The organism is Streptococcus sp. NLN76, from assembly GCF_015686645.1.
GTDB lineage: Bacteria > Bacillota > Bacilli > Lactobacillales > Streptococcaceae > Streptococcus.
Genome location: NZ_JADPMS010000013.1, coordinates 1 through 25,209 on the forward strand (window position 1 = coordinate 1; position 25,209 = coordinate 25,209).

The window sequence follows — 25,209 nt, forward strand, 5'->3', positions numbered from 1 at the left end:
GAGATTTCCCATCAGCAATGAATAAGAGCCCTGAGAGATGATCAGGTAGATAGGTTAGGAGTGGAAGTTGTGTGAGCAATGTAGCGGACTAATACTAATAGCTCGAAGACTTATCCGAAGTCAAACTAAGTAACGGAAACGTTAAGAATGACGAACTCAGATGCGAGTTGAGGTTAAACTTGGGACTTTCTGATGATAGAGTCGAATACAGCCTCGCTTCTGTGGAAAAAAGATAAATCATCCTAGTGTCTAAAGACACTTCGTCTGATTTCCTATTTTTCCTTTGAAGCGCCAGCAAGCTGGACGGCTTTAATATCCTGTATAGATATTCAATTTTGAGTGTTCTTAACACTCTGTCTACTCTAGCTTGTAGAGTGACAATGTAATTTTATAAGATTTTTTCTTGGTGACAAGGAATCCAGTCGAGGTCAATCTAAGGATTACCGAGACGCAGATGACGCCGTCAACGAGGAAAAAGCTAGAAAATTTGTTAAGTGACGATAGCCTAGGAGATACACCTGTTCCCATGCCGAACACAGCAGTTAAGCCCTAGAACGCCTGAAGTAGTTGGGGGTTGCCCCCTGTGAGATATGGTAGTCGCTTAGCTTTTTCTTATCCGCCATAGCTCAGTTGGTAGTAGCGCATGACTGTTAATCATGATGTCGTAGGTTCGAGTCCTACTGGCGGAGTTCCTGACCTCTAGAGGTCTTTTTTTCTTGTTTTTAAGCTAAAATTCTTGGGTTTTCTTCTATTTCAAGTTATAATGAATTGAATTTTAAATTCAAATGATCGTTTAAAAGGAGAATGAAATCTTATGGCAAAAGATATTCGTGTTCTATTGTATTACAAGTATGTTCCAATTGAAAATGCGGAACAATTCACCAAAGACCATTTGGCATTCTGTAAATCCATTGGTCTCAAAGGGCGGATTTTGGTAGCAGATGAGGGGATTAATGGTACTGTATCTGGTGACTTTGAAACAACTCAGAAGTACATGGATTATGTTCACTCACTTCCAGGGATGGAGGATCTCTGGTTTAAAATTGACTTGGAAGAAGAACAAGCCTTTAAAAAGATGTTTGTTCGCTATAAGAAAGAAATTGTTCATCTTGGTCTAGAAGATAACGATTTTGATACAGATATTAACCCACTTGAAACAACAGGTGCTTATCTTTCACCAAAAGAATTTAAAGAAGCTCTTTTGGATGAAGATACAGTTGTACTCGATACACGGAATGATTATGAATATGATTTAGGCCACTTCCGTGGTGCGATTCGTCCTGATATTCGTAATTTCCGTGAATTGCCACAATGGGTACGGGATCACAAAGAGGAATTTATGGATAAGCGTGTCGTGGTTTACTGTACAGGTGGGGTTCGCTGTGAGAAGTTCTCAGGTTGGATGGTCCGTGAAGGATATAAAGATGTAGGCCAATTACACGGTGGAATTGCAACTTATGGTAAAGATCCAGAAGTTCAAGGAGAGCTCTGGGATGGAAAAATGTATGTGTTTGATGAGCGTATAGCGGTTGATATCAACCATGTGGATCCAGTGGTCGTTGGTAAAGATTGGTTTGATGGAACCCCATGCGAACGGTATGTAAACTGCGGAAATCCTTTCTGTAACCGTCGCATTTTAACTTCAGTGGAAAATGAAGATAAATATCTTCGAGGTTGTAGCCATGAGTGCCGCGTTCATCCTCGCAACCGTTATGTTTCTGAAAACGGATTAACTGAGGCCGAAGTTATTGAGCGTTTAGCAGCTATTGGAGAAATATTAGATCCTGTTATGGCTTAAAACTTGTTTTGAAATAAGTTCGAGTTTTTCTACTCGAACTTTTTCTTTTCTATTGTTTTTTGCTTTTTTATATTTTATAATAAGTGAGTTGAAAATATACAAAGTGAGGAATTATGAAAAAGAACATTAAGTGGATTGTTGGATCTCTAGTTGCGCTTGCCTCTGTTGCCTTTATTGCCGCTGTCTTTTTTGCTAGTACAAATTCAAATGCCAATCCATTTTCAGAAATGGTGAAGCAAATTACTGGTCAAAAGGCTGAAGAAAAGAAAGAGGAAGAGCCTAAGGAAGATGTCGTTAGACCGACAAACAAGAGCCAATCTGATAAGCAACGCGTTATGGAAGAAGATGTTGCTACCATGAATAGTTACGGTCTTTACTATGATTATGCCAACCTGTCGCTAGAAGATGTTGTAAAGGCATATATGGATGAGTATGGTATTGACTATTCACAAGTGGCATTCAGTTATAAAAATACAAAATCTAATGAAACATTTGCTTTTAATGATACGCAAGCTATGACAGCTGGCTCCACTTATAAATTGCCGCTTAATATGCTTGTTGTAGATGAAGTTGACAAGGGCAATCTCAGTTTGGAAGAGGAATTTGATATCACTAATACTCAGTATGAATACCAAGGAGAGCACGATAATTATGTAGCTGCTTTTGGAGGTGCGATGACGATTCCAGATATGCAGGTTTATTCATTAGTTTATTCTGAGAATACGCCGGCTTACGCGTTAGCAGATCGTTTAGGTGGTATGGACAAGGTTTACACCATGTATGACCGTTACGGGACATCCAAAGGTGAAATTAAAACGATTTCGACTGAAAACAAAACAACAACGGATTACTTTATTCAAGTACTTGATTATCTCTGGAAAAATCAGAAAAAGTACGCAGAAATATTACGGTTAACGGGTGAGTCCTTCCCTGGAGAATATTATAAGGGATTACTACCTGGTTTGAAGATTGATCAGAAACCGGGTTACGTCAATGAAGCTTTAAATGTTAATGCAGTGGTTTATGAGGAAACACCTTATCTTGTTGCCTTGTACACAGCAGGCTTGGGTGGAAGCACAGTCGCTTCAACCGAAGTGAATCCAGTAGGTCTTTACCAAGTTAGCCAATTAGCCTATGTTATTAATGAGTGGCACCGTGTGAATATGAATCCCTAAGGCTTTCAATTTTTTATTCGAAAAAAAGACAGAAAAAAATCCAATTTCTGTCTTTTTATTTTTTATAATGGCCGTTTTGCAGGGATCCCCGCTTTTCGTGGATATTTATTGGGTGTTTCTTTGCGTTTTTCTAAGATAGTCAAGGCACGAGGATCCCCGTTAGGAAGTTGATAGTTCTCTGTGCTGATAAGCTTGGTAAAGAGAATACTGGATGCATTCTTAGCTTCTTCGATTTCCTCAGCTGCATCACTAGCCTTGAGGGCTAGAAGTTGCCCGTTTAGTTTGAGGAAGGGTATAGTTAGTTCAAGGAGAATAGGCAAGCGGGCAACAGCTCGAGCTGTAACTCGGTTAAAGGTGGCTCGGTAATCTTTGTTCTGTCCGAGATCCTCTGCGCGTCCATGGATGAAGCGCACCTTATCCAATTCCAATTTTTCAGACAGTAGCTGAAGGTACTGGATGCGTTTGTTTAGAGAGTCGATAATTGTGACTTCGATTTCAGGCAAGAGAATCTTTATGGGGAGGCTTGGAAAACCTGCTCCCGCCCCGATATCTAGTAGTTGGAGTGATTGATTTGTGATGTGTCCAAGGAAGACTGGGGCCAAGGAATCATAGAAGTGCTTGAGATAGACTTCTTCCTTGTCCGTGATGGCTGTGAGATTTATTTTTTGATTCCATTCAACGAGTAGCTCATAGTAAGTTTCGAATTGCTGTTTTTGTTTTTGGCTTAGAGGAAAGCCCTGTTCTTCAAGTTTTTGATAGAATATTTCTGGTTTCATAAACCCTCCCTTTTCCCTTTATTCTAACACAATCTAAGCTAATTTTGATATACTAGTACTAGTTTTACGAAAGGAAGGATGTATGGAATGTGGATTTTACTTGGTATTATTTTGATTCTAATCGTATTTGGAGTTGCTTCCTATAATGGTTTGATTCGTTCTCGGATGCAAACACAGGAAGCCTGGAGTCAGATAGATGTACAATTGAAGCGTCGGAATGATTTGATTCCTAATTTGATTGAAACGGTGAAAGGCTATGGGAAGTACGAGCAGTCTACCTTGGATAAAATCACGAGCCTCCGCACCCAGGTTCAGCAAGCTGCTAGTCCAGCAGAAGCTATGGCCGCTAGTGATGCTTTGAGTCGTCACGTTTCAGGTGTGTTCGCGATTGCTGAAAACTACCCCGATTTGAAGGCTAATAGCAATTATTTACAACTCCAAGAAGAGTTGACGAATACAGAAAACAAGATTGCCTATTCTCGTCAACTCTATAATAGTGTTACGGCTAAGTACAACACCAAGTTGGAAACAGTCCCAACAAACTTGATTGCAAATTTCTTCCATTTTCAACCTGAGGAATTTCTTCAAATTCCGGAAGAAGAGAAAGCTGTTCCAAAGATTGATTTTGGGGCAAATGGGCTAGGAGACTAAGATGTTATTTGACCAGATTGCAAGTAATAAAAGGCGTACATGGGTGTTGCTCTTTGTCTTTTTCCTCCTTCTAGCCTTGATTGGAGCTGCAGTTGGTTATCTTTGGTTGGGCAATGTCTGGGGTGGGGTGTTGACGGCCTTCATTATTGGAGGGATTTATGCCCTAAGCATGATTTTCCAAGCTACGGAAATGGTGATGTACATGAACGGAGCTCAGGAAATCAAAGAAAAAGATTATCCTGATTACTATCATATTGTCGAGGATATGGCTATGGTAGCTCAGATTCCTATGCCCCGTGTTTATGTGGTACAAGATCCATCTCCAAATGCTTTTGCGACTGGCTCCAATCCTAAAAATGCGGCTGTGGCTGCCACAACTGGTCTGCTGGATATGATGAACCGGCAAGAGCTAGAGGCGGTCATGGGACACGAAGTGAGTCATATTCGCAACTATGACATTCGCATCTCGACCATTGCTGTGGCCTTAACCAGTGCTGTGACTATGCTCTCGAATATAGCGGGTCGTAACCTTTGGTATAGTATGGGAGGGCGCCGTCGCTCCAATTCTGATGAGAATCAACAAGGCGCAGCCAATATTATCTTCTTGCTTTTATCACTTTTGGCGATTGTGTTAGCCCCGCTCGCAGCGACTTTGGTACAGTTGGCCATTTCCCGCCAACGCGAATTTTTGGCGGATGCTTCCAGTGTTGAGTTAACTCGAAACCCCAAAGGAATGATTTCCGCTTTGGAAAAATTAGAAGGGGGACCTGCAAGTAAGCGGACTGTTGATGACGCAAGTGCTGCCCTCTACATCAATGAGCCTCGAAAAGCTGGAAGTCTTCAAAAATTATTCTATACCCACCCACCAATTCCAGAACGGATTGCTCGTCTGGAAGAAATGTAAGGAGAATCATGTTCCATTTACAAGAAATTCGTCGTAAACCCGAGGGCATTGCCTTTGATCAAGAACTAAGTCTGCTAGCCGATCTCCAGGAACGCAATCCTGAGATTCTGGATCTGCAGAATGTCAAAGCTATAGGTCAGGTAGTCTATGAGGATGGCCTCTATTTTTTAACTTACAACCTTTCCTATGACATTACTTTAGCTTCCAGTCGCAGTTTAGAACCCGTGTCTCTCAAGGAAAATTTTCCTGTATCTGAAGTCTTTGGAGATGCGGCGGATGCCGCATCACTAAGTGAAGAAGAGAGTCTCTTCCTCCTACCGATTGAGGGAGATGGAATTAGCTTGCAAGACAGTGTGGCAGACAATATTCTTTTGGAGATTCCTCTCAAGGTTCTGACGCCAGAAGAGGCAGATGAGGACACAATGCCTACTGGTAATTCTTGGCAGGTTTTAACGGAAGAAGATTTTGCGCAGCAGCAAGCGGCCGCGAAAGAAGAAAGTAATCCTTTTGCGTCGCTTAAAGACCTATTTACAGAAGAGTAAGATTATTTGGAGGCGAATGCCTCCATTTTTTTTGTAAAAAAACGTAACAATTCGTTGACAATATATTACAGAACTGTTAAAATAATTATAGTCAGTAAAGGTCAAATAGTAAGTGTTGGTCAAAGATCTGCTGACTAACAATAAGAAAACTAAAAGAGGTAAAACCATGAATTATAGAAATGATGATTATTTTAACCAAATGGACGATTTGATGAACCGCTTGATGGGAGGTCAAGGTTTTCAAAGAGAAACTCGCCGTTACAGAATTAATGGCCAAGAAGTGACACCCGAGCAATTTGCGGCTTATCAAACACAGTCTGGTCAAACTGTTCGACCAGCAGCAACACCAGTTGAGGCAACTGGACAAGGGATCTTGGCTAAGTTGGGACGGAATTTAACAGCTGAAGCGCGTCAAGGAAACCTAGATCCAGTTCTTGGTCGGGAAAAGGAAATTCAAGAAACCGCTGAAATTCTGGCTCGTAGGATCAAGAATAACCCAATTTTGGTAGGGGATGCAGGTGTTGGGAAAACGGCTATTGTCGAAGGTCTAGCGCAAGCAATTGTGAAAGGGGATGTACCAGCTGCGATTAAAGATAAGGAAATTATTTCCATAGACATTGCTAACCTTGAAGCTGGGACCCAGTACAGAGGAAGTTTTGAGGAAACCATTCAGAAATTAATAGAGGAAGTACAAGCTGCTGGAAATATTCTCCTCTTCTTTGATGAAATTCATCAAATTCTTGGAGCTGGAAGTACTGGTGGAGATTCAGGTTCTAAAGGATTGGCAGATATCTTGAAACCAGCTCTTTCACGAAGTGAATTGACAGTAATTGGGGCAACAACAGAAGATGAATATCGCAATACAATTTTGAAGAGTGCGGCTCTTGCAAGGCGGTTTAATGAGGTGAAAGTCAAGGCGCCGTCTGCAGATGCAACTTTCGAAATTCTAAAAGGCTTACGGTCACTCTATGAAGAACACCACAATGTGTTATTGCCGGATGCGGTACTTCAAGCAGCGGTTGATTTTTCCGTTCAATATATGCCGCAACGGAGCTTACCGGATAAGGCCATTGATCTTTTGGATATCACGGCAGCTCACTTGGCAGCCCAGCATTCTGAAGTCGATGTCTTCGAAGTGGAGAAAGAAATCCAATTGGAAAAGGCTCGACAAGAAACAGCGGCTGAACAACAAGATTATGAAACAGCCCTTAAGCACAAGGTTCGAATCCAAGAATTGGAAGAGCAAATCAGCCAGCAACGCGCAAGTAAACAAATGGAAGCAAGCGTGAATGATGTAGCTGAATCTATCGAACGTTTGACCGGAATCCCAGTCGCGCAAATGGGTGAAAACGATATTGAACGCTTGAAAGGATTGAAAGAGCGATTGGAAAGCCAGGTGATTGGTCAAAATCAAGCTGTGGAAATGGTGGCGCGAGCTATCCGGCGCAACCGAGCTGGGTTTGACGATGGCAACCGCCCCATTGGTAGCTTCCTCTTTGTAGGACCGACTGGGGTTGGAAAAACAGAATTGGCTAAGCAATTGTCTATGGAACTTTTTGGTAATAAGGATGCTGTGATTCGCTTGGATATGTCTGAATATGCGGATAAAACAGCAGTTTCGAAATTAATTGGAACCACTGCAGGTTACGTTGGCTATGAGGATAATGGCAATACCTTAACCGAACAAGTCCGCAGAAACCCGTACTCCATTCTCCTTTTTGATGAAATTGAAAAAGCGGATCCACAAGTTTTAACTTTGCTGTTGCAAGTCTTGGATGATGGTCACTTAACAGACGGCCAAGGTAATCGCGTTAATTTTAAGAATACAGTGATTATTGCAACATCAAATGCAGGTTTTGGACATGGTTCCCTCGATGATTCCGGGGAATTGATGGAGAAATTGGCTCCTTACTTCCGGCCAGAATTCCTTAATCGCTTTAATGCAGTCATCGAATTCCGTCATTTGGAAAAATCCGATTTGGCTCAAATCGTAGAATTAATGCTGGGCGATGTTCAGAAAACGTTAGATAAAAAAGAAATTCATCTGGATGTGACCGCACCCGTTAAAGAAATTTTGATTGAAAAGGGCTACGATCCTGCTATGGGAGCACGTCCCCTACGCCGCGTGATTGAACAAGAAATTCGAGATAAAGTCACCGACTTCTACCTCGACCATTTAGATGCCAAAGATCTACTAGCTGAGGTTGTGGATGGTCAAATTATAATTCAAGCAAAAGAGCAAGCAGCTTAAACTAGAGAGGTTGGATGAGTGCCAACCTCTTTTTAAGGATCTCACTTCGTTTTCAGAAAGAATATTAATTCCAGCCAAAGAGAATTCTTTTAACAATTGGATTGCTACAGTAGAGTATGCGAAGTGGATACCAGGGTTTGCGAAAAATGGGAAGTGGGTACCAGAGTTTCCGAAAAATTGCAGAAGAATTTTATAGGTGGTATAATGGAATCAAATAGTATAAGGAGAGACTCATGTCAAAAGCAAATTTTGGTGTTGTTGGTATGGCCGTTATGGGGCGGAATCTTGCGCTCAATATCGAGTCACGTGGCTATAAGGTAGCTATTTATAATCGCAGTAAAGAAAAAACAGAGGATGTGATTGCTTCCCATCCCGATAAAAATTTTGTGCCTAGCTATGATGTGGAATCATTTGTGGCATCGATTGAAAAACCTCGTCGCATCATGTTGATGGTCCAAGCAGGTAAAGGGACAGATGCAACCATCCAAGCTTTGCTTCCATACTTGGATAAGGGAGATATCTTGATTGATGGCGGAAACACCTTCTACAAGGACACGATTCGTCGCAATGAAGAATTGGCGGATTCAGGTATTAACTTCATCGGAACTGGGGTTTCCGGTGGTGAGAAAGGGGCTTTAGAAGGACCTTCAATCATGCCTGGCGGACAAAAAGAGGCTTATGAACTGGTAGCAGATGTCTTGGAAGAAATTTCAGCTAAAGCTCCAGAAGATGGAGCCCCATGTGTGACCTACATTGGCCCAAATGGAGCTGGTCACTATGTAAAAATGGTTCATAATGGAATTGAGTATGGCGATATGCAATTGATTGCAGAAAGCTACGACTTGATGAAAGGTCTTTTAGGACTATCTGCTGAGGAGATGGCAGATATCTTTACCGAGTGGAACCAAGGAGAATTGGATTCCTACTTGATTGAAATTACATCAGATATCCTGCGCCGTAAGGATGACCAAGGTCAAGACGGACCGATTGTGGATTACATCTTGGATGCAGCAGGAAACAAAGGAACTGGTAAATGGACAAGCCAATCAGCTTTAGATTTAGGTGTTCCATTACCCTTGATTACTGAATCTGTATTTGCTCGTTACATCTCTACTTATAAAGAGGAGCGTGTGGAAGCAAGTAAGATTTTGGCAGGTCCAAGTGTAGCAGCCTACGAAGGAGATAGGGCTGAGTTGATTGAAAAAATCCGTAAGGCCCTTTACTTCTCTAAAATTATGTCTTATGCACAAGGATTTGCACAATTGCGCGTGGCAAGTAAAGAAGAAGGATGGGATCTACCATTTGGTGAGATTGCATCTATTTGGCGTGCAGGTTGTATTATTCGTGCCCGTTTCTTGCAAAAGATTACAGATGCCTACAAGGAAGATGCGGATTTACCAAACCTACTCTTGAATGACTATTTCCGTCAAATTACAGCAGATTACCAGGCAGCTGTGCGAGAAGTGGTAGCCTTGGCCATCCAACATGGTGTGCCAGTTCCAACATTTGCAAGTGCGATTAACTACTATGATAGCTATCGTTCAGCTGATTTGCCTGCCAACCTTATCCAAGCGCAACGAGATTACTTCGGAGCCCATACATATGAACGTAAGGATAAAGAAGGTATTTATCACTACTCATGGTATTCTGAAGAATAAGGAGTTGAGATGGGGAAACGTATTTTAATCATTGAACAAGATAGCCATTTGGCTCGTTTCCTCACCCTTGAGTTGGAGTCCGCAGGGTATGAAGTCCTCTGGGAGACAGAGCATCAGGAGGCTTTGAGACTTGCTGCGAGCCGAGATCTGGAGCTCCTTCTCTTTGACTTGCAAGCTGGATTTGATGCCAATCGTTCCTTTTTAGAACAATTGGCCCAAGTAAAACCCTCAGCGGTCATCATTGCTCTGGCTAGTCCTGAGGACCTCAAGACTCAACAGGATGTGATTCATCAGTATACCGTCCTTGTCGCAGTGAAGCCTTTTGTAGCTCCGATTCTGCTAGAGCAGATTGCTTCCATATTTAGAGGGCGGGATTACATCAATCAACATTGTGGGCAAATTAAAAAAGTAGCAAAACACCACCAATTGGAGGTGGACATAGCAAATCACATGGTTTTCCGCAAGGGGGAGCAGTTAGCTCTGACCCGACGAGAGTATGATCTCTTGATTGCGCTGATGAGTAGTCCTAAAGCTCTTACGCGAGAGGAGTTACTCGAGCGTGTCTGGAAGTATGAAAATCCAGGGGGGACCAATATCGTGGATGTATACATTCGCTACCTACGAGGCAAAATTGATATCGAGGGGCAGGCTAGCTATATTGAGACTGTCCGTGGGGTTGGCTACAAAATGAGAGATTTAACTGTTTAAAAGGTTGGAGTGTGAGCTTCAACCTTTTTTAAACAAAAACTTTTGAAAACCTTTACAAAAAAATCGGAATGCTGTATAATGTACTTGTAAGTCAAACGATTGCCTATCGTGAAGCTATTAAATAAATGAGGAGATGAATGATGAAAGATACATTCAAAAATCTAACGAGCTTTGAATTCTGGCAAAAATTCGGTAAAGCTCTGATGGTGGTTATTGCTGTAATGCCAGCCGCTGGTTTGATGATCTCAATCGGGAAGTCCATTCCGATGTTGGGGCCTGATGTAGCGGCCTTGGTCATGATTGGTAGCGTACTAGAACAAATTGGTTGGGGAGTTATCGGGAACCTACATATTCTCTTTGCCCTAGCAATCGGTGGAAGCTGGGCTAAAGAGCGGGCTGGTGGTGCCTTTGCTGCTGGTTTGTCCTTCATTCTCTTGAACCGCTTGACAGGGGTAATCTTGGGAGTAAACAGTGCCTTGCTAGCTGATCCGGATGCGACTGTCCAAACTCTCCTGGGTTCAACCATTAAAGTATCAGACTACTTTGTGAGTGTCTTGGAAGCACCTGCTTTGAACATGGGGGTATTTGTCGGGATTATCGCCGGTTTTGTAGGGGCAACAGCCTATAATAAATACTATAATTACCGTAAACTTCCTGATGCTCTTTCCTTCTTTAACGGAAAACGGTTTGTACCATTTGTTGTTATCCTACGTTCCGTTATTGTAGCGATTATCTTGGCTGTTGTATGGCCAATCATCCAATCAGGAATTAATGCGTTTGGTGTTTGGATTGCCAACTCTCAAGAGAACGCACCGTTTATTGCACCATTCCTCTTTGGAACCTTGGAACGTCTCTTGTTGCCATTTGGTCTTCACCATATGTTGACAATCCCTATCAACTACACCGCTCTTGGTGGTACTTACGAAATCATGACTGGTGCAACTGCAGGTCAAACTGTATTTGGTCAAGATCCATTGTGGTTAGCGTGGGTTACTGACTTGACAAACTTGAAATCTGCTGGAGATACAGCAGCTTACAATACCCTTTTGGAAACCATTACACCTGCTCGTTTTAAAGTGGGACAAATGATTGGTTCTATGGGTATCTTGATGGGTATCGTTTTCGCAATTTACAAAAATGTTGACGCTGACAAAAAAGCGAAATACAAAGGAATGTTGACCGCAACTGCCTTGGCTGTATTCCTAACAGGGGTAACAGAGCCAGTTGAGTATATGTTCATGTTTGTAGCTATGCCGCTTTATGTCGTATACGCTTTGGTTCAAGGTCTTGCCTTTGGCATGGCAGATATTGTTAACTTACGGATGCACTCTTTCGGTAGTATCGAATTCTTGACCCGTACCCCGCTTGCAATTAATGCCGGTTTGGGCATGGATATTCTTAACTTTATCTGGGTAACCGCACTTTTTGGTTTGGCAATGTACTTCATTGCAGACTTTATGATTCGTAAATTCAACTATGCAACACCAGGACGGAATGGGAACTATGAAGAGGGTATGGCTTCCGATTCAGCTGAAGCAGGTTCAGGTGATGGTAAGGTAGCAGCACCGTCTCAAGCAGTTAATGTTATTAATCTTCTTGGTGGTGCCAGCAACATTTCCGACGTGGATGCATGTATGACTCGTCTACGTGTTACTGTTAAGGATCCAGAAAAAGTTGGTTCTGAGGACTTATGGAAAAAAGAAGGGGCAATGGGGCTTGTGATGAAAGACTCTGGAGTCCAAGCAATTTACGGTCCGAAAGCAGACGTCTTGAAATCTGATATCCAAGACCTCTTGGATTCAGGTGATGTGATTCCTCAAACAGTTATGACAGTCTTTGACGATGCACCTGCAGAATCTTCTGCTCCTCAAGGTAAATCTGTTGAGATCGCTAGTGTGGCGGATGGTGAAGTTGTTGAGTTAGCAGCTGTTTCTGATCCAGTGTTCTCTCAAAAGATGATGGGAGATGGATTTGCGGTTGAGCCAAGTAATGGTGAGTTCTTTGCACCTGTTAATGCAACAGTAACTAGCATTTTCCCAACCAAACATGCACTTGGTCTTTTGACTGAAGATGGCCTTGAAATCTTGATTCACATTGGTTTGGATACTGTAAGTTTGGAAGGAAAGCCATTTACAGTACATGTTACAGAGGGGCAAAAAGTTGAACGTGGTGATCGCCTGGTAACTGCTGACTTGGATGCTATCCGTGAGGCAGGTCGTGAAACAAGCACTATTGTGGTATTCACAAATCAAGATTTTGTTCAAAACGTCAAAGTAACAAAACTTGGCCAAGCTGCTAAAGGTGAAACCGTTGCGACAGTAGACCTATAAGAATAGAAAAGGGTAAAAAATGGCAAAATTCTTAACCTTGAACACCCATTCTTGGATGGAAGAGGAGCCAGAGAAAAAACTGGCAGATCTAGTCCAGCAGATTGTTCGTGAGGAATATGATGTCATTTGTTTGCAAGAAGTTAATCAGGAGATTAACTCTTCCCCTGCGGAAGAAGTGGCGGGCTACGTGGTAGCTCAGCCACTTCTTGCTATTCATGACGATCATTTTGCTCATGTTCTTGTAAAAGAACTGAAAAAATTTGGTTTAACCTATTACTGGAGTTGGGCTTATAATCATATTGGCTATGATCGTTACCACGAAGGAGTTGCAATCCTGTCCAAAGAACCGCTTAAAGCTACGGAACTTCTGGTTTCTGAAATTGATGATCCAAGCGACTATCGTCGGCGTCAAGTTCTATTAGCTGAAACGGAGGTTGATGGACAACGAATTCAAGTTGCCAGTGTACACCTCTCTTGGTGGGACAAAGGTTTTCAGGCAGAGTGGGCACGATTAGAATCAGAATTGTCTCACCAATCCCATCCAGCAGTTTTAATGGGAGATTTTAATAACCCAGCTGGCCAAGAAGGTCACGCGCACATTTTAGCGAGTCCCTTAAATTTGCAAGATAGTCACTTGGTCGCGAGTGAAGTTCGAGGGGACTACACCATGGGTGGTCATATTGATGGCTGGGAAGCAAAAACTCCGCCTTTGAGAATTGATTTTGCCTTCCTATCCCAGGATTGGAGTGTGGACCGGTCAGTTGTGCTTTTTGATGGCGTCCATGGACCAATTGTCAGTGATCACTTCGGTCTGGAAGTCTGGGCAAGAATAAAAACTCCTGGCAAAGGGAATCAAAGCTAACTTGATTTGTAATTTTTGAAAAAAACATCTGTTCAATAGTGCCTGTTCGTACTTCTTTGCGAACGATATTCTATTCTCAGAATGTAGCACTAAAGTTTATAGTAAGGTTGGGATCAGATTCCCAACCTTTTTTGGGGCATGAATTAGATTTCATTCGAGGACCTTGGTCAATTTTTGTTTCCCAGGCTAGGGGTGTGATATAATGAAGTATTGATGTGTAGGAGGTGGAGTATGCGGTGTCCAGAGTGTCAAAATGATGCAACCAAGGTGATTGATAGTCGGCAGGTTGAAAATGGGGGGGCTATTCGCCGCAGACGTGTCTGTGAAAACTGCCATCACCGTTATACCACATATGAACGGATAGAAACCAAGGCGTTAGTCGTCATCAAGAAGGACGGACGTCGTGAGAATTTTGAACCGTCAAAAATCTATAACGGGATTCTTCAGTCCGCAGAAAAGCGGCCAGTTACCTCTGACCAAATCAAGGATTTGGTCAAACATGTTGAAATCAATTTGCGAAATTCTTCTAGTGGAGAAGTGACGTCAGATGAAGTGGGGAGTCGAGTCCTGGAGGCACTTTCGGAACTGGATCCAATCACCTATTTTCGCTTCGCTAGTGTTTATAAACGTTTTAATGAATTAAGTGAAGTGGAAGAGTTGTTACGACAATTCCGGCAGAAAGGAGACGAAAGTGAAACCGATTGATTTCTTTCGCTATTGTCCTGGATTAGCACCTGAGGGTGATTCGGGGAATCTTATGGTTTGCTACTATCCCATCTTGGGGCCAGAGGCTTTTAGTCTCTATCACTATTTACTGGCTTTTTGGGATGGGGGAGCACAACCGATTCAAGTCAGTCAAGTACTCAACCATCTTCGCATGCCCATTACCCTTTTTACTCAATCCCTGGAACTTCTCCAAGTCTTACGTCTAGCAGAGGTTTATAAGGGAGAGCAGTATCAGATTCAACTTTTGCCCCCACTGAATCGAAAAGAATTTTTAGAAGACCACCTCCTTTCCACATTATTGGAAGAAAGAATAGGGGAAGTTGCGCTCAAGGAGCTATTGCCCGAAAAAGTACTGGGACAAAAGCAGGAGGTCAATTTAGCGAAATTCTTTGATGGCTTACTTGTTCAAGAGGAGGAAATCCATCGCAAGCCCAAGACCAATCAATTTGATCAAGAAATGTTTGCAATGCGGATGGAAAAAAGTCAGTTACGTTACCAAGATCGTAAAAAAGATGTGGTTGACTTGGAACTTCTAGCGAGACGTTACAAGCTGAATTGGAATGAACTTTTCCTCTTGGCGGAAGAGACCCAGGTTCAAGGGAGAATTTCTGTTAAACGAATTGAGGCTAAGTTACAGGCGCCAACGCAGAAAACAAAAATGACTCCGGAAGAAGCATTCTATCTTAAAGAGAGTAAGAGTCAATCAGCTCTCAGCTTCTTAAGCCAGCTTAAAGATACGAGGGGAACTCGAGTGACGGATAGGGAGCGCGATTTAATTCACAGTCTCCAAAATCGTGGTTTTTTAGATGAAGTAATTAGTCTGCTATTTCTGTTAGCCTATAACAGGAATACAGGTCTTCATATTAATGAGCATTATGTCTTAAAAGTTGCGGGAGATTTTGAAGAGCAGGGGGTGGTCAATGCAGAAGCTGCGCTAGACCAAATCCACCAACATATGCAGGAGTATGCTAGGACTGCTCCACAAAAGGCGAGTCAACCGAAACGAAGACAGGCGTCGACTGTCACCCAGACCAATGTCCCGAAATGGAGTCAGCGTGATTATGTGGACCAATCTACTCCGGAAGAGAAGCAGGCGCGTGAAGAAGAACGCCAAAGGCTCTTCCAACAAATGAATGGAGAGGGAATCTAGATGAAACCAGTAAATGATGCCATGAATAATCGTACATCTTCACGTTTTGACTATCAAAGCTTGGTCAATGAAATTGTACGTGATCCAGAGGTTGCAGCTTTTATTGAAGAGCATCAGTTGAACGCAGAGGAAATCAGACGGTCCATTTCAAACTTTAGTCAGTTTATTAGCGAACGCGAATTGTACCAACGTGGTCAGGGATCCTATCTTTCGAAAGGGTATCAACCCATTCTGATCATGAACCAAGGATATGCGGATGTTAGTTACAAAGAAACCACTGAACTAATTGCTGCTGAAAGGGCTAAAGAAATACGGAATCGAGTCCATCTTCTCAATCTCCCCAATAGTCTTCGAGGAATTAGTCTCCAAGATGTTGACCCTGATGATCGATGGGGTACCATTCAGGAATTGACTCGATACCTTCTAAACTATCCCCAAGATAGTAAAGGCTTTTACCTTTATGGGGATTTTGGTATTGGAAAAACCTATCTGCTAGCGGCTTTAGCGAATGATTTGGCTCGTCACAAGGAAGTGGAGACGACTCTTCTGCACTTCCCAACCTTTGTCTTGGATTTGAAAAATGGTTTTGACGAAAAAACTTATCACCGGCAACTCAATCAGGTTAAGGGAGTTCCTGTTCTCATGATTGATGATATCGGCGCAGAGGTTTTCACACCCTGGTTGCGAGATGAAGTGTTACAAATCATCCTCCAACACCGGATGCAAGAGCGCTTGCCAACCTTCTTTAGCTCCAACTTATCTTTTGATGAGCTTCAGGTTCGGATGGCGCAGGGAAGAGCTGGTGATGAGACCTGGCAGGCCACACGTATCATGGAACGGATGCGTTTTTTAGCCAAGGAAATACACGTGCCGGGCCAAAACCGGCGAAATTAGAAAAGGAGAACACATGTCAGTAGCAACAGTGGCAATCGTAGGTCGCCCGAATGTTGGGAAATCGACCCTTTTTAATCGAATTGCTGGAGAGCGGATCTCCATCGTTGAAGATGTTGAAGGAGTTACTCGAGATAGGATTTATGCCCAAGCTGAGTGGCTCAATCGTTCTTTCAGTATCATTGACACTGGAGGAATCGATGATGTCGATGCCCCTTTTATGGAACAAATCAAACATCAAGCTGAAATTGCCATGAATGAAGCAGATGTCATTGTTTTCGTCGTTTCAGGTAAAGAAGGAATCACCAACGCTGATGAGTATGTAGCTAAAATGCTTTATAAAACAGAAAAACCGGTGATTTTAGTTGTCAACAAGGTTGATAACCCAGAAATGCGCAATGATATCTATGATTTCTATTCTCTTGGATTGGGTGAACTCTTCCCGGTTTCCAGTGTTCACGGAATCGGAACTGGTGATGTGTTGGATGCGATTGTGGAGAATCTGCCTGCAGAGAATGCAGAAGAAGAATCGGATGTTATTCGCTTTAGCTTAATCGGCCGACCAAATGTCGGGAAATCAAGTCTCATTAATGCTATTTTAGGAGAAGACCGGGTTATTGCGAGCCCAGTAGCTGGTACCACGCGCGATGCCATAGATACACACTTTGTTGATAATCAGGGTCAAGAATACACCATGATTGACACAGCCGGCATGCGTAAGTCAGGGAAAGTTTATGAAAATACTGAGAAATACTCTGTCATGCGAGCTATGCGAGCTATCGATCGCTCCGACGTGGTACTAATGGTCTTAAATGCCGAGGAGGGTATTCGTGAATATGACAAACGCATTGCTGGTTTTGCCCATGATGCTGGTAAGGGGATTATTATCGTAGTCAATAAATGGGATACCTTAGAGAAAGACAACCATACCATGAAAAATTGGGAAGAAGATATTCGCGATCAATTCCAGTACTTGGCCTATGCTCCGATTATCTTTGTTTCCGCTTTGACAAAGCAACGTTTGCATAAATTACCCGACATGATTAAGGAAATCAGCCAGAATCAGAATTTAAGAATTCCAAGTGCAGTCCTCAATGATGTCATCATGGACGCGATTGCGGTCAATCCTACACCAACTGATAAAGGTAAACGGTTGAAGATTTTCTATGCTACTCAAGTTGCTGTTAAGCCTCCGACCTTCGTCATTTTCGTGAATGAAGAAGAACTGATGCATTTTTCTTATATGCGATTTTTAGAAAATCAAATTCGGAAGGCATTTGTCTTTGAGGGAACTCCCATTCACTTGATAGCACGAAAACGGAAATAGTGTCAAAGACCCAGTCGGGTCTTTTTGACTAGAAAGGATGGTGAAACCATGCGCATGATACCCGGCCGTGTACGCCAGGAGGGAAAACGGATTTATCAACAGGGGGCTGTTAGCTTTGTTGGTTACCAAAATGGACTTCGAGAATTTTTAGTAGGAGAGGAGGAAGTTGTTTATTCTCAAGATGGTAGTCTAGATAAGTGTAGCTGTCAAAATTTTGAAAATAAGGGGTATTGCTCGCACATTGCTGCAGTTGAAAACTATTTACGGGAGGCTGATTCTGAGGAAGGACTAAGAAAGAGTACAAAGAAAACTCTCCCAGTTCCGCTCTCCCAGCTGGATACCTTTGAAGGGACTCAATTTTTCAAGCACTTTCTTTCAGAGGATAGTTCTAAAGCCTACCTATCACTTGAAGTGGAGGGGAGTCTCTTGGGGACAGGAGATCGTTTGGCATGGACATTGCGCGTCCGCTATGGAGCATCTAAGGCCTATATCATGCGGGATATCCCTAATTTTCTTCAGCGCTTGGAATTCGGGGACAGCTACCGACTCAATCGCGCCTTGAAGCTAGATTTGAGTTGGGAGATATTGGAGCCCGCGAGTCGTGCTCTCTGCAACTTTCTCCTCTCTCTGGACGCTGAGCCAGACGCTAGCAGCCTCTTTTATCAGAAAAATGGCCGTTATCTCTATCTCCCCTTTCCCTTGCTTAAGCAAGCTCTTCCCTTTTTTCAAAAACTAGAGGGTTTCCAAATTTTGATAGAGGAGCGTAGGTTGACGGATTTTGCACCCAAACCCTTGTCAGAAGTCGAGAGCCCTTATCAGATTGACGTTCAGGTACAAACAGCAGGCTATAAGCTGGATTTCCAAGTTTTACCCCATTTAGCGCTCTTTGATCATCAAATACTCTATTATCTAGGTGGTTTTTACCAGGTCCCTTATGAAGTTGGCCTCTTTCATCAAGAACTATTTGATCGTTTTCTATCTATTCGAAATCGGCAGCAGGAATTGCTCTTGGATGGCCAACAAATTAGTGATTTATATTATTTTAGAAAAAAATATCAAGGGGTTGTTCAAGTCCTTATTCCTAAAACTCTACAAGAAAAAGACTTTACAGTTCATCTGACCCTGGATAAGGATCCCAAAGGTTGGCTGCATAGCCGCTACTACTATGAAGTAGAAGGCAAGAAGTATGTGGAAGCACACCAATTGACTGAAGCAGGAATTGTTTTAGACCCCCTCCATTACAGGGCTTTTGAGGAAGTTATGAGAGCAGCGGGCTTTCCTGTGACCATGGTCGGGCGTCGTCTGCCCTTTTCAGAAGCGGATTTCTTGAAGTTCTTCCAATTCCATTTACCGCACTTGCAAGAAGTAGCTCGGGTAACTCTATCCCCAGCTTTTGGAAATATTCGTCAAGAGATGGAACTAAATATAACTGTTGAGGAGGGGCACCGCTACTTGCAAGTGCATTTTTCTATGGAGGAAATTGATAAAAGTGAAATTCAGGAAGCGGTAGAAATTCTTCTTAAGGGAGGTCTCTTTAAAACCAAGGCTGGCAAGTATGTCGGTCTGGCTCAGAAAGACCGAAGGCAACTGCAAGCGCTTGTGGACTTAGAGGGCAGTCAGTGGGACTGGCAATCAGGGCAAGTGCAGGTTAAGCGGCAGTTGTTGGGACGCTTGCAAAGCATTTTGCAGGAGGGTACTGTTACCTATTCCCAAGCACTTGATGAATTACTGAATCATTTAGCTAACCCTGCTAGTTATCCGCTCCCTCAGAACCCTATTCTTGAGCAGTTGCGGGATTACCAAAAGGTAGGTGTAGCATGGCTTTCGATGCTGGCACACTATGAATTCGGTGGAATCCTAGCGGATGACATGGGGCTGGGAAAAACCATTCAAGCTATTTGTTTTTTGGCTCTCCACTTAGAACCTGGGAAGAAAGCCTTGGTGGTGGTTCCTTCTGGCCTTCTCTACAACTGGCAGGATGAGTTTCAACGCTTTGCTCCTCACTTGTCTGTGGGCCTTATCTATGGCTCTAAACAGGAGCGTTTGCAGGTCTTGGAATCAGACCACCAAATTTATCTAACTAGTTATGGGAGTTTACGCCAGGATGTCACCGCCTACCAGAATCGGTCATTTCAGAGTTTAATTTTGGATGAAGCCCAGTATCTGAAGAATCAACGAACCAAAGTGCATGCTAGCTTAGAACAGATAGAAGCCCAATCTATTTTTGCTTTATCGGGGACTCCGGTGGAAAACCGAATTGAGGAAATTGGTGCTATCTTTAATCTCGTTTTACCGGGACTTTTACCAGCAAAAAAGACTTTACTTAAGATGCCAGTGGAAGCAGTGGCGCAGCAAATTCGACCCTTCATTTTGAGACGAGATAAGCAAGAAATCTTGAAGGAGCTACCAGAAAAGAGCGAAGGAGTCTACGTAACGGAATTGCTGCCGGAACAAAAGACTCTATATCTGGCTCAGTTAAGTCAAATGCAAGAACAATTGGAGGGCTTGTCTGAACAGGAATTTCGTAAGCGAAAAGTTGAGTTTTTGGCGGGTCTAACTCGTCTACGGCAAATCTGTGATAGCCCAGCTTTGTTCCTAGAAAATTACCAAGGAAAAAGCGGTAAGTTGCAAGCCTTGAAGGAGATGGTTGCCCGAGCCAAGGAAAGTGGGCAGCGGCTGCTAATTTTTTCTCAATTCGTAGGCATGTTAGACCTGGTGGCAGAATTGATTGAGCAACAGGGTTTGAATTTCTACACTATTCAGGGATCAACCCCAGCCCAGGAAAGGCAGGAGATTAGTCATGCCTTTAATCAGGGGCAGGGGGATGGCATTCTAATTTCCTTAAAAGCAGGTGGTGTTGGCCTTAACTTGACAGGGGCAGATACGGTTTTTCTTTTGGATTTATGGTGGAACCCTGCAGTGGAGGAGCAGGCGATTGGTCGAGCTCATCGTATGGGGCAACAGAATCCTGTCCAAGTGTATCGATTTATTACGAAGGGGAGCATCGAAGAAAAGATTTTTGAATTACAAGAAAATAAACGCAACTTGCTTGGGTCTATTTTGGATGCTGGGCGTCCAAATGAGGCTATGAGTTTGGAGGAAATCAAGGAAATTTTAGGAATTTCATAAAAGCTGGGGAGAAGAAACTTGAAAATCGCGGAAAAAACGCTATAATTGAAGTTTGAAAGGATAGAACGATGGCAGATAAACAATTTCCTTTGGAACCGATTTTTGAGGAACGTAAGTATTTGAATCTCTATGAAGAGTCAGATTTGATTTCGAATATTAAGGGAGACTATGAAGACAAGGCGATCTATGATTGGGCTCCTATTTCCAATGTAAGGCAGGAAGTTGAGCTTCCGCAAGAGGCGAAAACCTTTCAAACGGATGCGGCTTTGGGACGAGAAGAGGCCAGGGAAAGTGTGCGTCAAAAGCGGTCCGCGGCCTATCTTCAGGATGATCCCAACCAAACCTTTCGAAAAGAATTGCAGAGTCGTCGGCTCAAGACAGAACCAACAGCTTTGTTTCAACAGGAGTCTGCTTCTGATTACCGAAAGTATAGTCAGAATTTAAGTCAGGAGCGCTATATTTTAGCTGATTTACGTGGGTCTCGTGGACGGAAACCTAAAAAGTCGGCTAATAAAGATTCCTACGACTTTCTAAGAAAGAGTCAAATTTACCAAGAGAAAGAACAGAAAGTAACTCCTCGTCAAACCAATCAAGAACTGGATTTGCGTAAGTTGACGGGTGAGAAGGAGAAAAAATGACCAAGCGTTTTCATTTTATCGGAATCAAGGGTTCGGGCATGTCCGCCCTAGCCCTTATGCTACACCAAATGGGTTATGAAGTACAGGGGAGTGATGTTGACAAGTATTACTTCACCCAACGTGGTTTGGAACAAGAGGGGATCAAAATCCTTCCTTTTGACGCGGCTAACCTTTCTCCTGATTTGGAGTTGATTGCTGGAAATGCCTTCAAGGCAAGTAATAATGTAGAATTGGCTGCGGCGGAAGCACAAGGCATGTCCTACCGGCGCTACCATGAATTCCTGGGTGAATTCATGGAACAGTTCACTAGTCTTGGAGTTGCAGGGGCACACGGCAAAACCTCAACCACAGGTCTCTTGGCCCATGTACTTTCTAACATGACAGATACTTCCTATTTGATTGGGGACGGGACTGGTCGTGGATCAAAAGAAGCTGGCTATTTTGTATTTGAATCGGATGAGTACGAGCGCCATTTTTTGCCCTATCACCCAGCCTATTCTATTATTACCAATATTGATTTCGATCATCCCGATTACTTCACTAGTTTAGATGATGTGTTTGATGCCTTCGATACCTATGCGAAAAATGTCAAACAAGGTCTCTTCATTTATGGGGAAGATCCGTCTCTTCGTAAAATTACAGCGGATGCGCCGATTTACTACTATGGATTTGACCCTGAGCAGAATGATTTTATTGCCAAAGATTTGGTACGTTTGACCACTGGTTCAACCTTCACTGTGGTATTCCGAGGGGAAGAGCTGGGACAGTTCCATATTCCAACCTATGGGAAGCATAATGTGATGAATGCAACAGCAGTGATTGGCTTGCTTTATACGATTGGCTTCGATTTGGATTTGGCACGCCAGCACTTGACAACTTTCGCTGGGGTTAAACGTCGTTTCACAGAAAAAATTGTGAATGGTGTGACAATCATTGATGACTTCGCTCATCATCCAACGGAAATTATAGCGACCATCGATGCGGCTCGTCAGAAGTATCCAAGTAAAGAGATTGTCGCCATTTTCCAACCCCATACCTTCACGCGGACGATTGCCTTGATGGATGAGTTTGCGGATGCTCTGAATTTGGCGGATTCCGTTTATTTAGCTGAGATTTATGGTTCTGCTCGAGAAGTGGACAATGGACAGGTGCGCGTAGAAGATTTGGCTGAGAAGGTCCAGAAAAAAGGTGGCATTATTACCGTTGACAATGTCTCTCCTTTGCTCGACCATGACAAAGCCATCTTCGTCTTTATGGGAGCTGGAGATATCCAGACTTATGAGCACTCTTTTGAGCAGCTCTTAGCAAATTTAACCAATAATATTCAATAACCCATGAAGAGAGGCGGGCTGAGCCCGACCTCCACTTCTTTTTTTGGAGGAATCATGATTCGATTAGCAGCAATGGCAGACCTGGACCGCTTGTATGAGATTGAAGTCCAAAATTTTGGACAAAAAGAAGCTTTGCCTCGCGAAACCCTGGCCGTCCATATCCAAAACATCAAAACCAGTTTTTTGGTCTATGAAAAAGAAAACCGCATCCTAGCTTATATTGAAGGGCCGGTAGTTCCTGAACGCACTTTGGTGGATCGGAATTTTTATGAAGCCAAAGATTTTAGTGAAAAAACAGGTGGTTATATTTCAATTACCAGTTTGTCTGTGGCCCCAGAGGCCCAGAACCGTGGTCTTGCAACCATTCTCTTAGATGAGCTCAAGCAAGTGGCGATACAGGATGGCCGTGAGGGGATTAACCTCACTTGTCACGATTACTTGATAGGCTTTTATGAAAAACAGGGGTTTAAGTTGCTTGGACCTTCCTCTTCTACTTATGCAGGAGAAAAATGGTTTGATATGCTTTGGGAAAATAGCCGTTAATCGATATTGGAAATGGTGGTCTTTGTGATATAATAATCTAGATTAGTAAGAAGGAGGTCCCGCCTTTGGCTGACCAAGATGACAGACGAAGAGGTCTCAGCTTTAAAGAGCAAATTTTAAGAGACCTTTCCCAATCTAAGAAAAAACGACAGGAAGTCATGCTGGCTGCACAGCAGGCTAAAATGGAGACGATCGCCAATGAGCAGGCGCGTGAGCTTGAGGCTGTGAAACTGACTGGGGCTGAGTCTGAACCGCAGGATTTAGGTCACAAGCAGCCAACTAAGGTGCCCCTACAAGCAGTACGCGGAACACAAGGAGAGGCTAAAACCAACAAACCTCAAGAGACAAAGCGCCGTGGAAAATCTGTCCAGATTCCTCTATCAATTGGGAAAAAACACACCAAGACTATTGAGACCGAGGCTCTCCGCAAACAAAGGAGCGTCCCGGCCGCAAAAGAAAAAGCCCATGCCGAAGCGATTCAACAGAAACAACCTGGATCGCACATCCGCATGAAAGCAGCCCCTGGGAAGTCCCTCTCTTTTGCTGCCGAAGAAAACAAGCAAAGCCTGGCGCCTGTCAAGGAAGCCAAGTTGGCTCGGGTTGAAGCCGTTGCCTGGCAAGGAGAAGATGACGATATGGAAAAACGCTTAGAAAAACGAAGAAAGCAGAATCAAGTAGCCAAAAAGATAGTCGGGATCGTAACCCTAATCTTGCTTGTTTGCTTGATTGCTACTGGAATTTTTGGATATACCTATGTTCAGTCCGCTCTTGGACCTATTGATAAAGACTCAACCGAGTATGTCCAAGTAGAAATTCCAATTGGCTCTTCCAACCGTGAAATTGGTCGAATTTTGGAAGATGCCGGTTTGATTGAGAGTGGCCAAGTTTTCAATTTTTACACCCAATTCCGCAATCATACTGATTTCCAATCTGGTTACTATAACCTGCAAAAAAATATGGATGTGGAAGAAATTATTGAACGCTTGAAGGAAGGTGGAACAGAAAGTCCTGTTGCCCCGTCTTTAGGTAAAATAACCATTCCTGAAGGTTATACCTTGGAGCAAATTGCGGATGTAGTGACGCTGAATGCAGCTTCCAAAGACGGAAAAGAAAAAAGTATTTTCAGCAAGGAAGAATTCATGGCGAAGGTTCAGGATGATGCTTTTATAGAAGCAGAAAAAGCCAAATATCCAACCTTGCTGTCCAGTCTTCCATCTAAAGAATCTGGGGTTAAATATCGCTTAGAAGGCTATCTTTTCCCAGCAACCTATGATTACAATGAAGGGGATACAGTAGAAAACTTGATTGACCAGATGATTGCCGCAATGGATGCCAATCTGGCTCAATTCTACGGTACAATCTCAGAACAGCAAAAATCAGTAAATGATATTTTGACCTTGGCTTCCCTTGTTGAAAAAGAAGGGGCGACCGATGAAGATCGCAAGAATATTGCGAGTGCTTTTAACAATCGTCTTAGCCAACAAATGCCACTTCAAAGTAATATTGCTATCCTGTATGCTATGGGTAAACTTGGCCAGAAAACAACCCTGGCTGAAGATGCTGGTATTGATACCAACATTGATTCCCCATTCAACATATACAAAAATCAAGGCTTGATGCCGGGGCCAGTTGATAGTCCAGGAATGGCAGCTATCCGCGCGACCATTGAGCCGAATAAGACAGATTACCTCTACTTTGTTGCTGATGTTGATACCGGTACTGTTTATTATGCCAATAATATCGAAGAGCACAATCAAAATGTAGAGGAGCATGTCAATTCCAAACTAGCCAATCAATCAGCTAGTTCCAATTAGAAAGT

20 protein-coding genes, 1 tRNA gene and 2 rRNA genes are annotated in these 25,209 nt (G+C 43.0%); 22 read left to right on the plus strand and 1 reads right to left on the minus strand.

Features of this window, described 5'->3' with window-relative positions; translation table 11 throughout:
* The 5 genes from I1A59_RS03665 to I1A59_RS03685 all read left to right on the plus strand — a co-directional run.
* A 23S ribosomal RNA gene (locus I1A59_RS03665) occupies positions 1 to 118 on the plus strand; the annotation flags it as partial.
* 372 nt (positions 119 to 490) lie between these two features.
* Positions 491 to 606 (plus strand): 5S ribosomal RNA (rrf, locus tag I1A59_RS03670).
* Positions 607 to 615: 9 nt separating this feature from the next.
* Positions 616 to 689, plus strand: a tRNA-Asn gene (locus I1A59_RS03675).
* A 125-nt stretch (positions 690 to 814) separates the two neighbouring features.
* Positions 815 to 1,798: a rhodanese-related sulfurtransferase gene (locus tag I1A59_RS03680; protein ID WP_196091463.1), complete on the plus strand. Its 984-nt coding sequence runs from the start codon at positions 815 to 817 to the stop codon at positions 1,796 to 1,798.
* A gap of 113 nt (positions 1,799 to 1,911) precedes the next feature.
* Positions 1,912 to 2,973: a serine hydrolase gene (locus I1A59_RS03685; protein WP_196091464.1), complete on the plus strand. Its 1,062-nt coding sequence runs from the start codon at positions 1,912 to 1,914 to the stop codon at positions 2,971 to 2,973.
* Between the two features lie 62 nt (positions 2,974 to 3,035).
* Here the strand turns inward: I1A59_RS03685 and rsmG are convergent, their stop codons facing one another.
* A complete protein-coding gene (rsmG, locus tag I1A59_RS03690; protein WP_196091465.1) occupies positions 3,036 to 3,749 on the minus strand; it encodes a 16S rRNA (guanine(527)-N(7))-methyltransferase RsmG in 714 nt (237 codons plus the stop codon).
* An 87-nt stretch (positions 3,750 to 3,836) separates the two neighbouring features.
* Here rsmG and I1A59_RS03695 point away from each other — a divergent pair, with 87 nt between their 5' ends.
* The 17 genes from I1A59_RS03695 (at position 3,837) to mltG (ending at position 25,204) form a co-directional block, all read left to right on the plus strand.
* Positions 3,837 to 4,400, plus strand: a complete 564-nt coding sequence (locus I1A59_RS03695) for a LemA family protein (protein ID WP_196091466.1) — start codon at positions 3,837 to 3,839, stop codon at positions 4,398 to 4,400.
* Between the two features lies 1 nt (position 4,401).
* Positions 4,402 to 5,304 carry a zinc metalloprotease HtpX gene (gene htpX, locus I1A59_RS03700; RefSeq protein ID WP_196091467.1) on the plus strand — a complete coding sequence of 301 codons (903 nt, stop codon included), beginning with the start codon at positions 4,402 to 4,404 and terminating at the stop codon, positions 5,302 to 5,304.
* 8 nt (positions 5,305 to 5,312) lie between these two features.
* Positions 5,313 to 5,846: a YceD family protein gene (locus I1A59_RS03705; RefSeq protein WP_196091468.1), complete on the plus strand. Its 534-nt coding sequence runs from the start codon at positions 5,313 to 5,315 to the stop codon at positions 5,844 to 5,846.
* Positions 5,847 to 6,012: 166 nt separating this feature from the next.
* Positions 6,013 to 8,097, plus strand: a complete 2,085-nt coding sequence (locus I1A59_RS03710; RefSeq protein ID WP_196091469.1) for an ATP-dependent Clp protease ATP-binding subunit — start codon at positions 6,013 to 6,015, stop codon at positions 8,095 to 8,097.
* A gap of 233 nt (positions 8,098 to 8,330) precedes the next feature.
* A complete protein-coding gene (gene gndA, locus I1A59_RS03715) occupies positions 8,331 to 9,755 on the plus strand; it encodes an NADP-dependent phosphogluconate dehydrogenase (protein WP_196091470.1) in 1,425 nt (474 codons plus the stop codon).
* A gap of 9 nt (positions 9,756 to 9,764) precedes the next feature.
* On the plus strand, positions 9,765 to 10,463 hold the full coding sequence (locus I1A59_RS03720; RefSeq protein WP_196091471.1) for a response regulator transcription factor: 699 nt from the start codon (positions 9,765 to 9,767) through the stop codon (positions 10,461 to 10,463).
* A gap of 137 nt (positions 10,464 to 10,600) precedes the next feature.
* The gene (locus I1A59_RS03725) at positions 10,601 to 12,793 is read left to right on the plus strand and encodes a PTS transporter subunit IIBC (protein WP_196091472.1); all 2,193 of its coding nucleotides are present in this window, start codon (positions 10,601 to 10,603) and stop codon (positions 12,791 to 12,793) included.
* Positions 12,794 to 12,812: 19 nt separating this feature from the next.
* On the plus strand, positions 12,813 to 13,655 hold the full coding sequence (locus tag I1A59_RS03730; RefSeq protein ID WP_196091473.1) for an endonuclease/exonuclease/phosphatase family protein: 843 nt from the start codon (positions 12,813 to 12,815) through the stop codon (positions 13,653 to 13,655).
* A 231-nt stretch (positions 13,656 to 13,886) separates the two neighbouring features.
* On the plus strand, positions 13,887 to 14,360 hold the full coding sequence (gene nrdR / locus I1A59_RS03735; protein ID WP_196091474.1) for a transcriptional regulator NrdR: 474 nt from the start codon (positions 13,887 to 13,889) through the stop codon (positions 14,358 to 14,360).
* Positions 14,347 to 15,531: a hypothetical protein gene (locus I1A59_RS03740; protein ID WP_196091475.1), complete on the plus strand. Its 1,185-nt coding sequence runs from the start codon at positions 14,347 to 14,349 to the stop codon at positions 15,529 to 15,531. Before nrdR ends, I1A59_RS03740 begins: the two co-directional genes overlap by 14 nt.
* On the plus strand, positions 15,532 to 16,425 hold the full coding sequence (gene dnaI, locus I1A59_RS03745; protein ID WP_196091476.1) for a primosomal protein DnaI: 894 nt from the start codon (positions 15,532 to 15,534) through the stop codon (positions 16,423 to 16,425).
* Positions 16,426 to 16,438: 13 nt separating this feature from the next.
* Positions 16,439 to 17,749, plus strand: a complete 1,311-nt coding sequence (der, locus tag I1A59_RS03750; protein WP_196091477.1) for a ribosome biogenesis GTPase Der — start codon at positions 16,439 to 16,441, stop codon at positions 17,747 to 17,749.
* Positions 17,750 to 17,797: 48 nt separating this feature from the next.
* Positions 17,798 to 20,878 carry an SNF2-related protein gene (locus tag I1A59_RS03755; protein WP_196091478.1) on the plus strand — a complete coding sequence of 1,027 codons (3,081 nt, stop codon included), beginning with the start codon at positions 17,798 to 17,800 and terminating at the stop codon, positions 20,876 to 20,878.
* Between the two features lie 68 nt (positions 20,879 to 20,946).
* A complete protein-coding gene (locus I1A59_RS03760; protein WP_196091479.1) occupies positions 20,947 to 21,516 on the plus strand; it encodes a hypothetical protein in 570 nt (189 codons plus the stop codon).
* Entirely contained in the window at positions 21,513 to 22,847 is a 1,335-nt protein-coding gene (gene murC, locus I1A59_RS03765; RefSeq protein WP_196091480.1) for a UDP-N-acetylmuramate--L-alanine ligase, read from the plus strand. Before I1A59_RS03760 ends, murC begins: the two co-directional genes overlap by 4 nt.
* Before the next feature lie 51 nt (positions 22,848 to 22,898).
* Positions 22,899 to 23,390, plus strand: coding sequence for a GNAT family N-acetyltransferase (locus I1A59_RS03770; protein WP_196091504.1), 492 nt, complete (start codon positions 22,899 to 22,901; stop codon positions 23,388 to 23,390).
* 65 nt (positions 23,391 to 23,455) lie between these two features.
* Positions 23,456 to 25,204 carry an endolytic transglycosylase MltG gene (gene mltG, locus I1A59_RS03775; RefSeq protein WP_247644756.1) on the plus strand — a complete coding sequence of 583 codons (1,749 nt, stop codon included), beginning with the start codon at positions 23,456 to 23,458 and terminating at the stop codon, positions 25,202 to 25,204.
* The last annotated feature ends 5 nt before the right edge of the window (positions 25,205 to 25,209 follow it).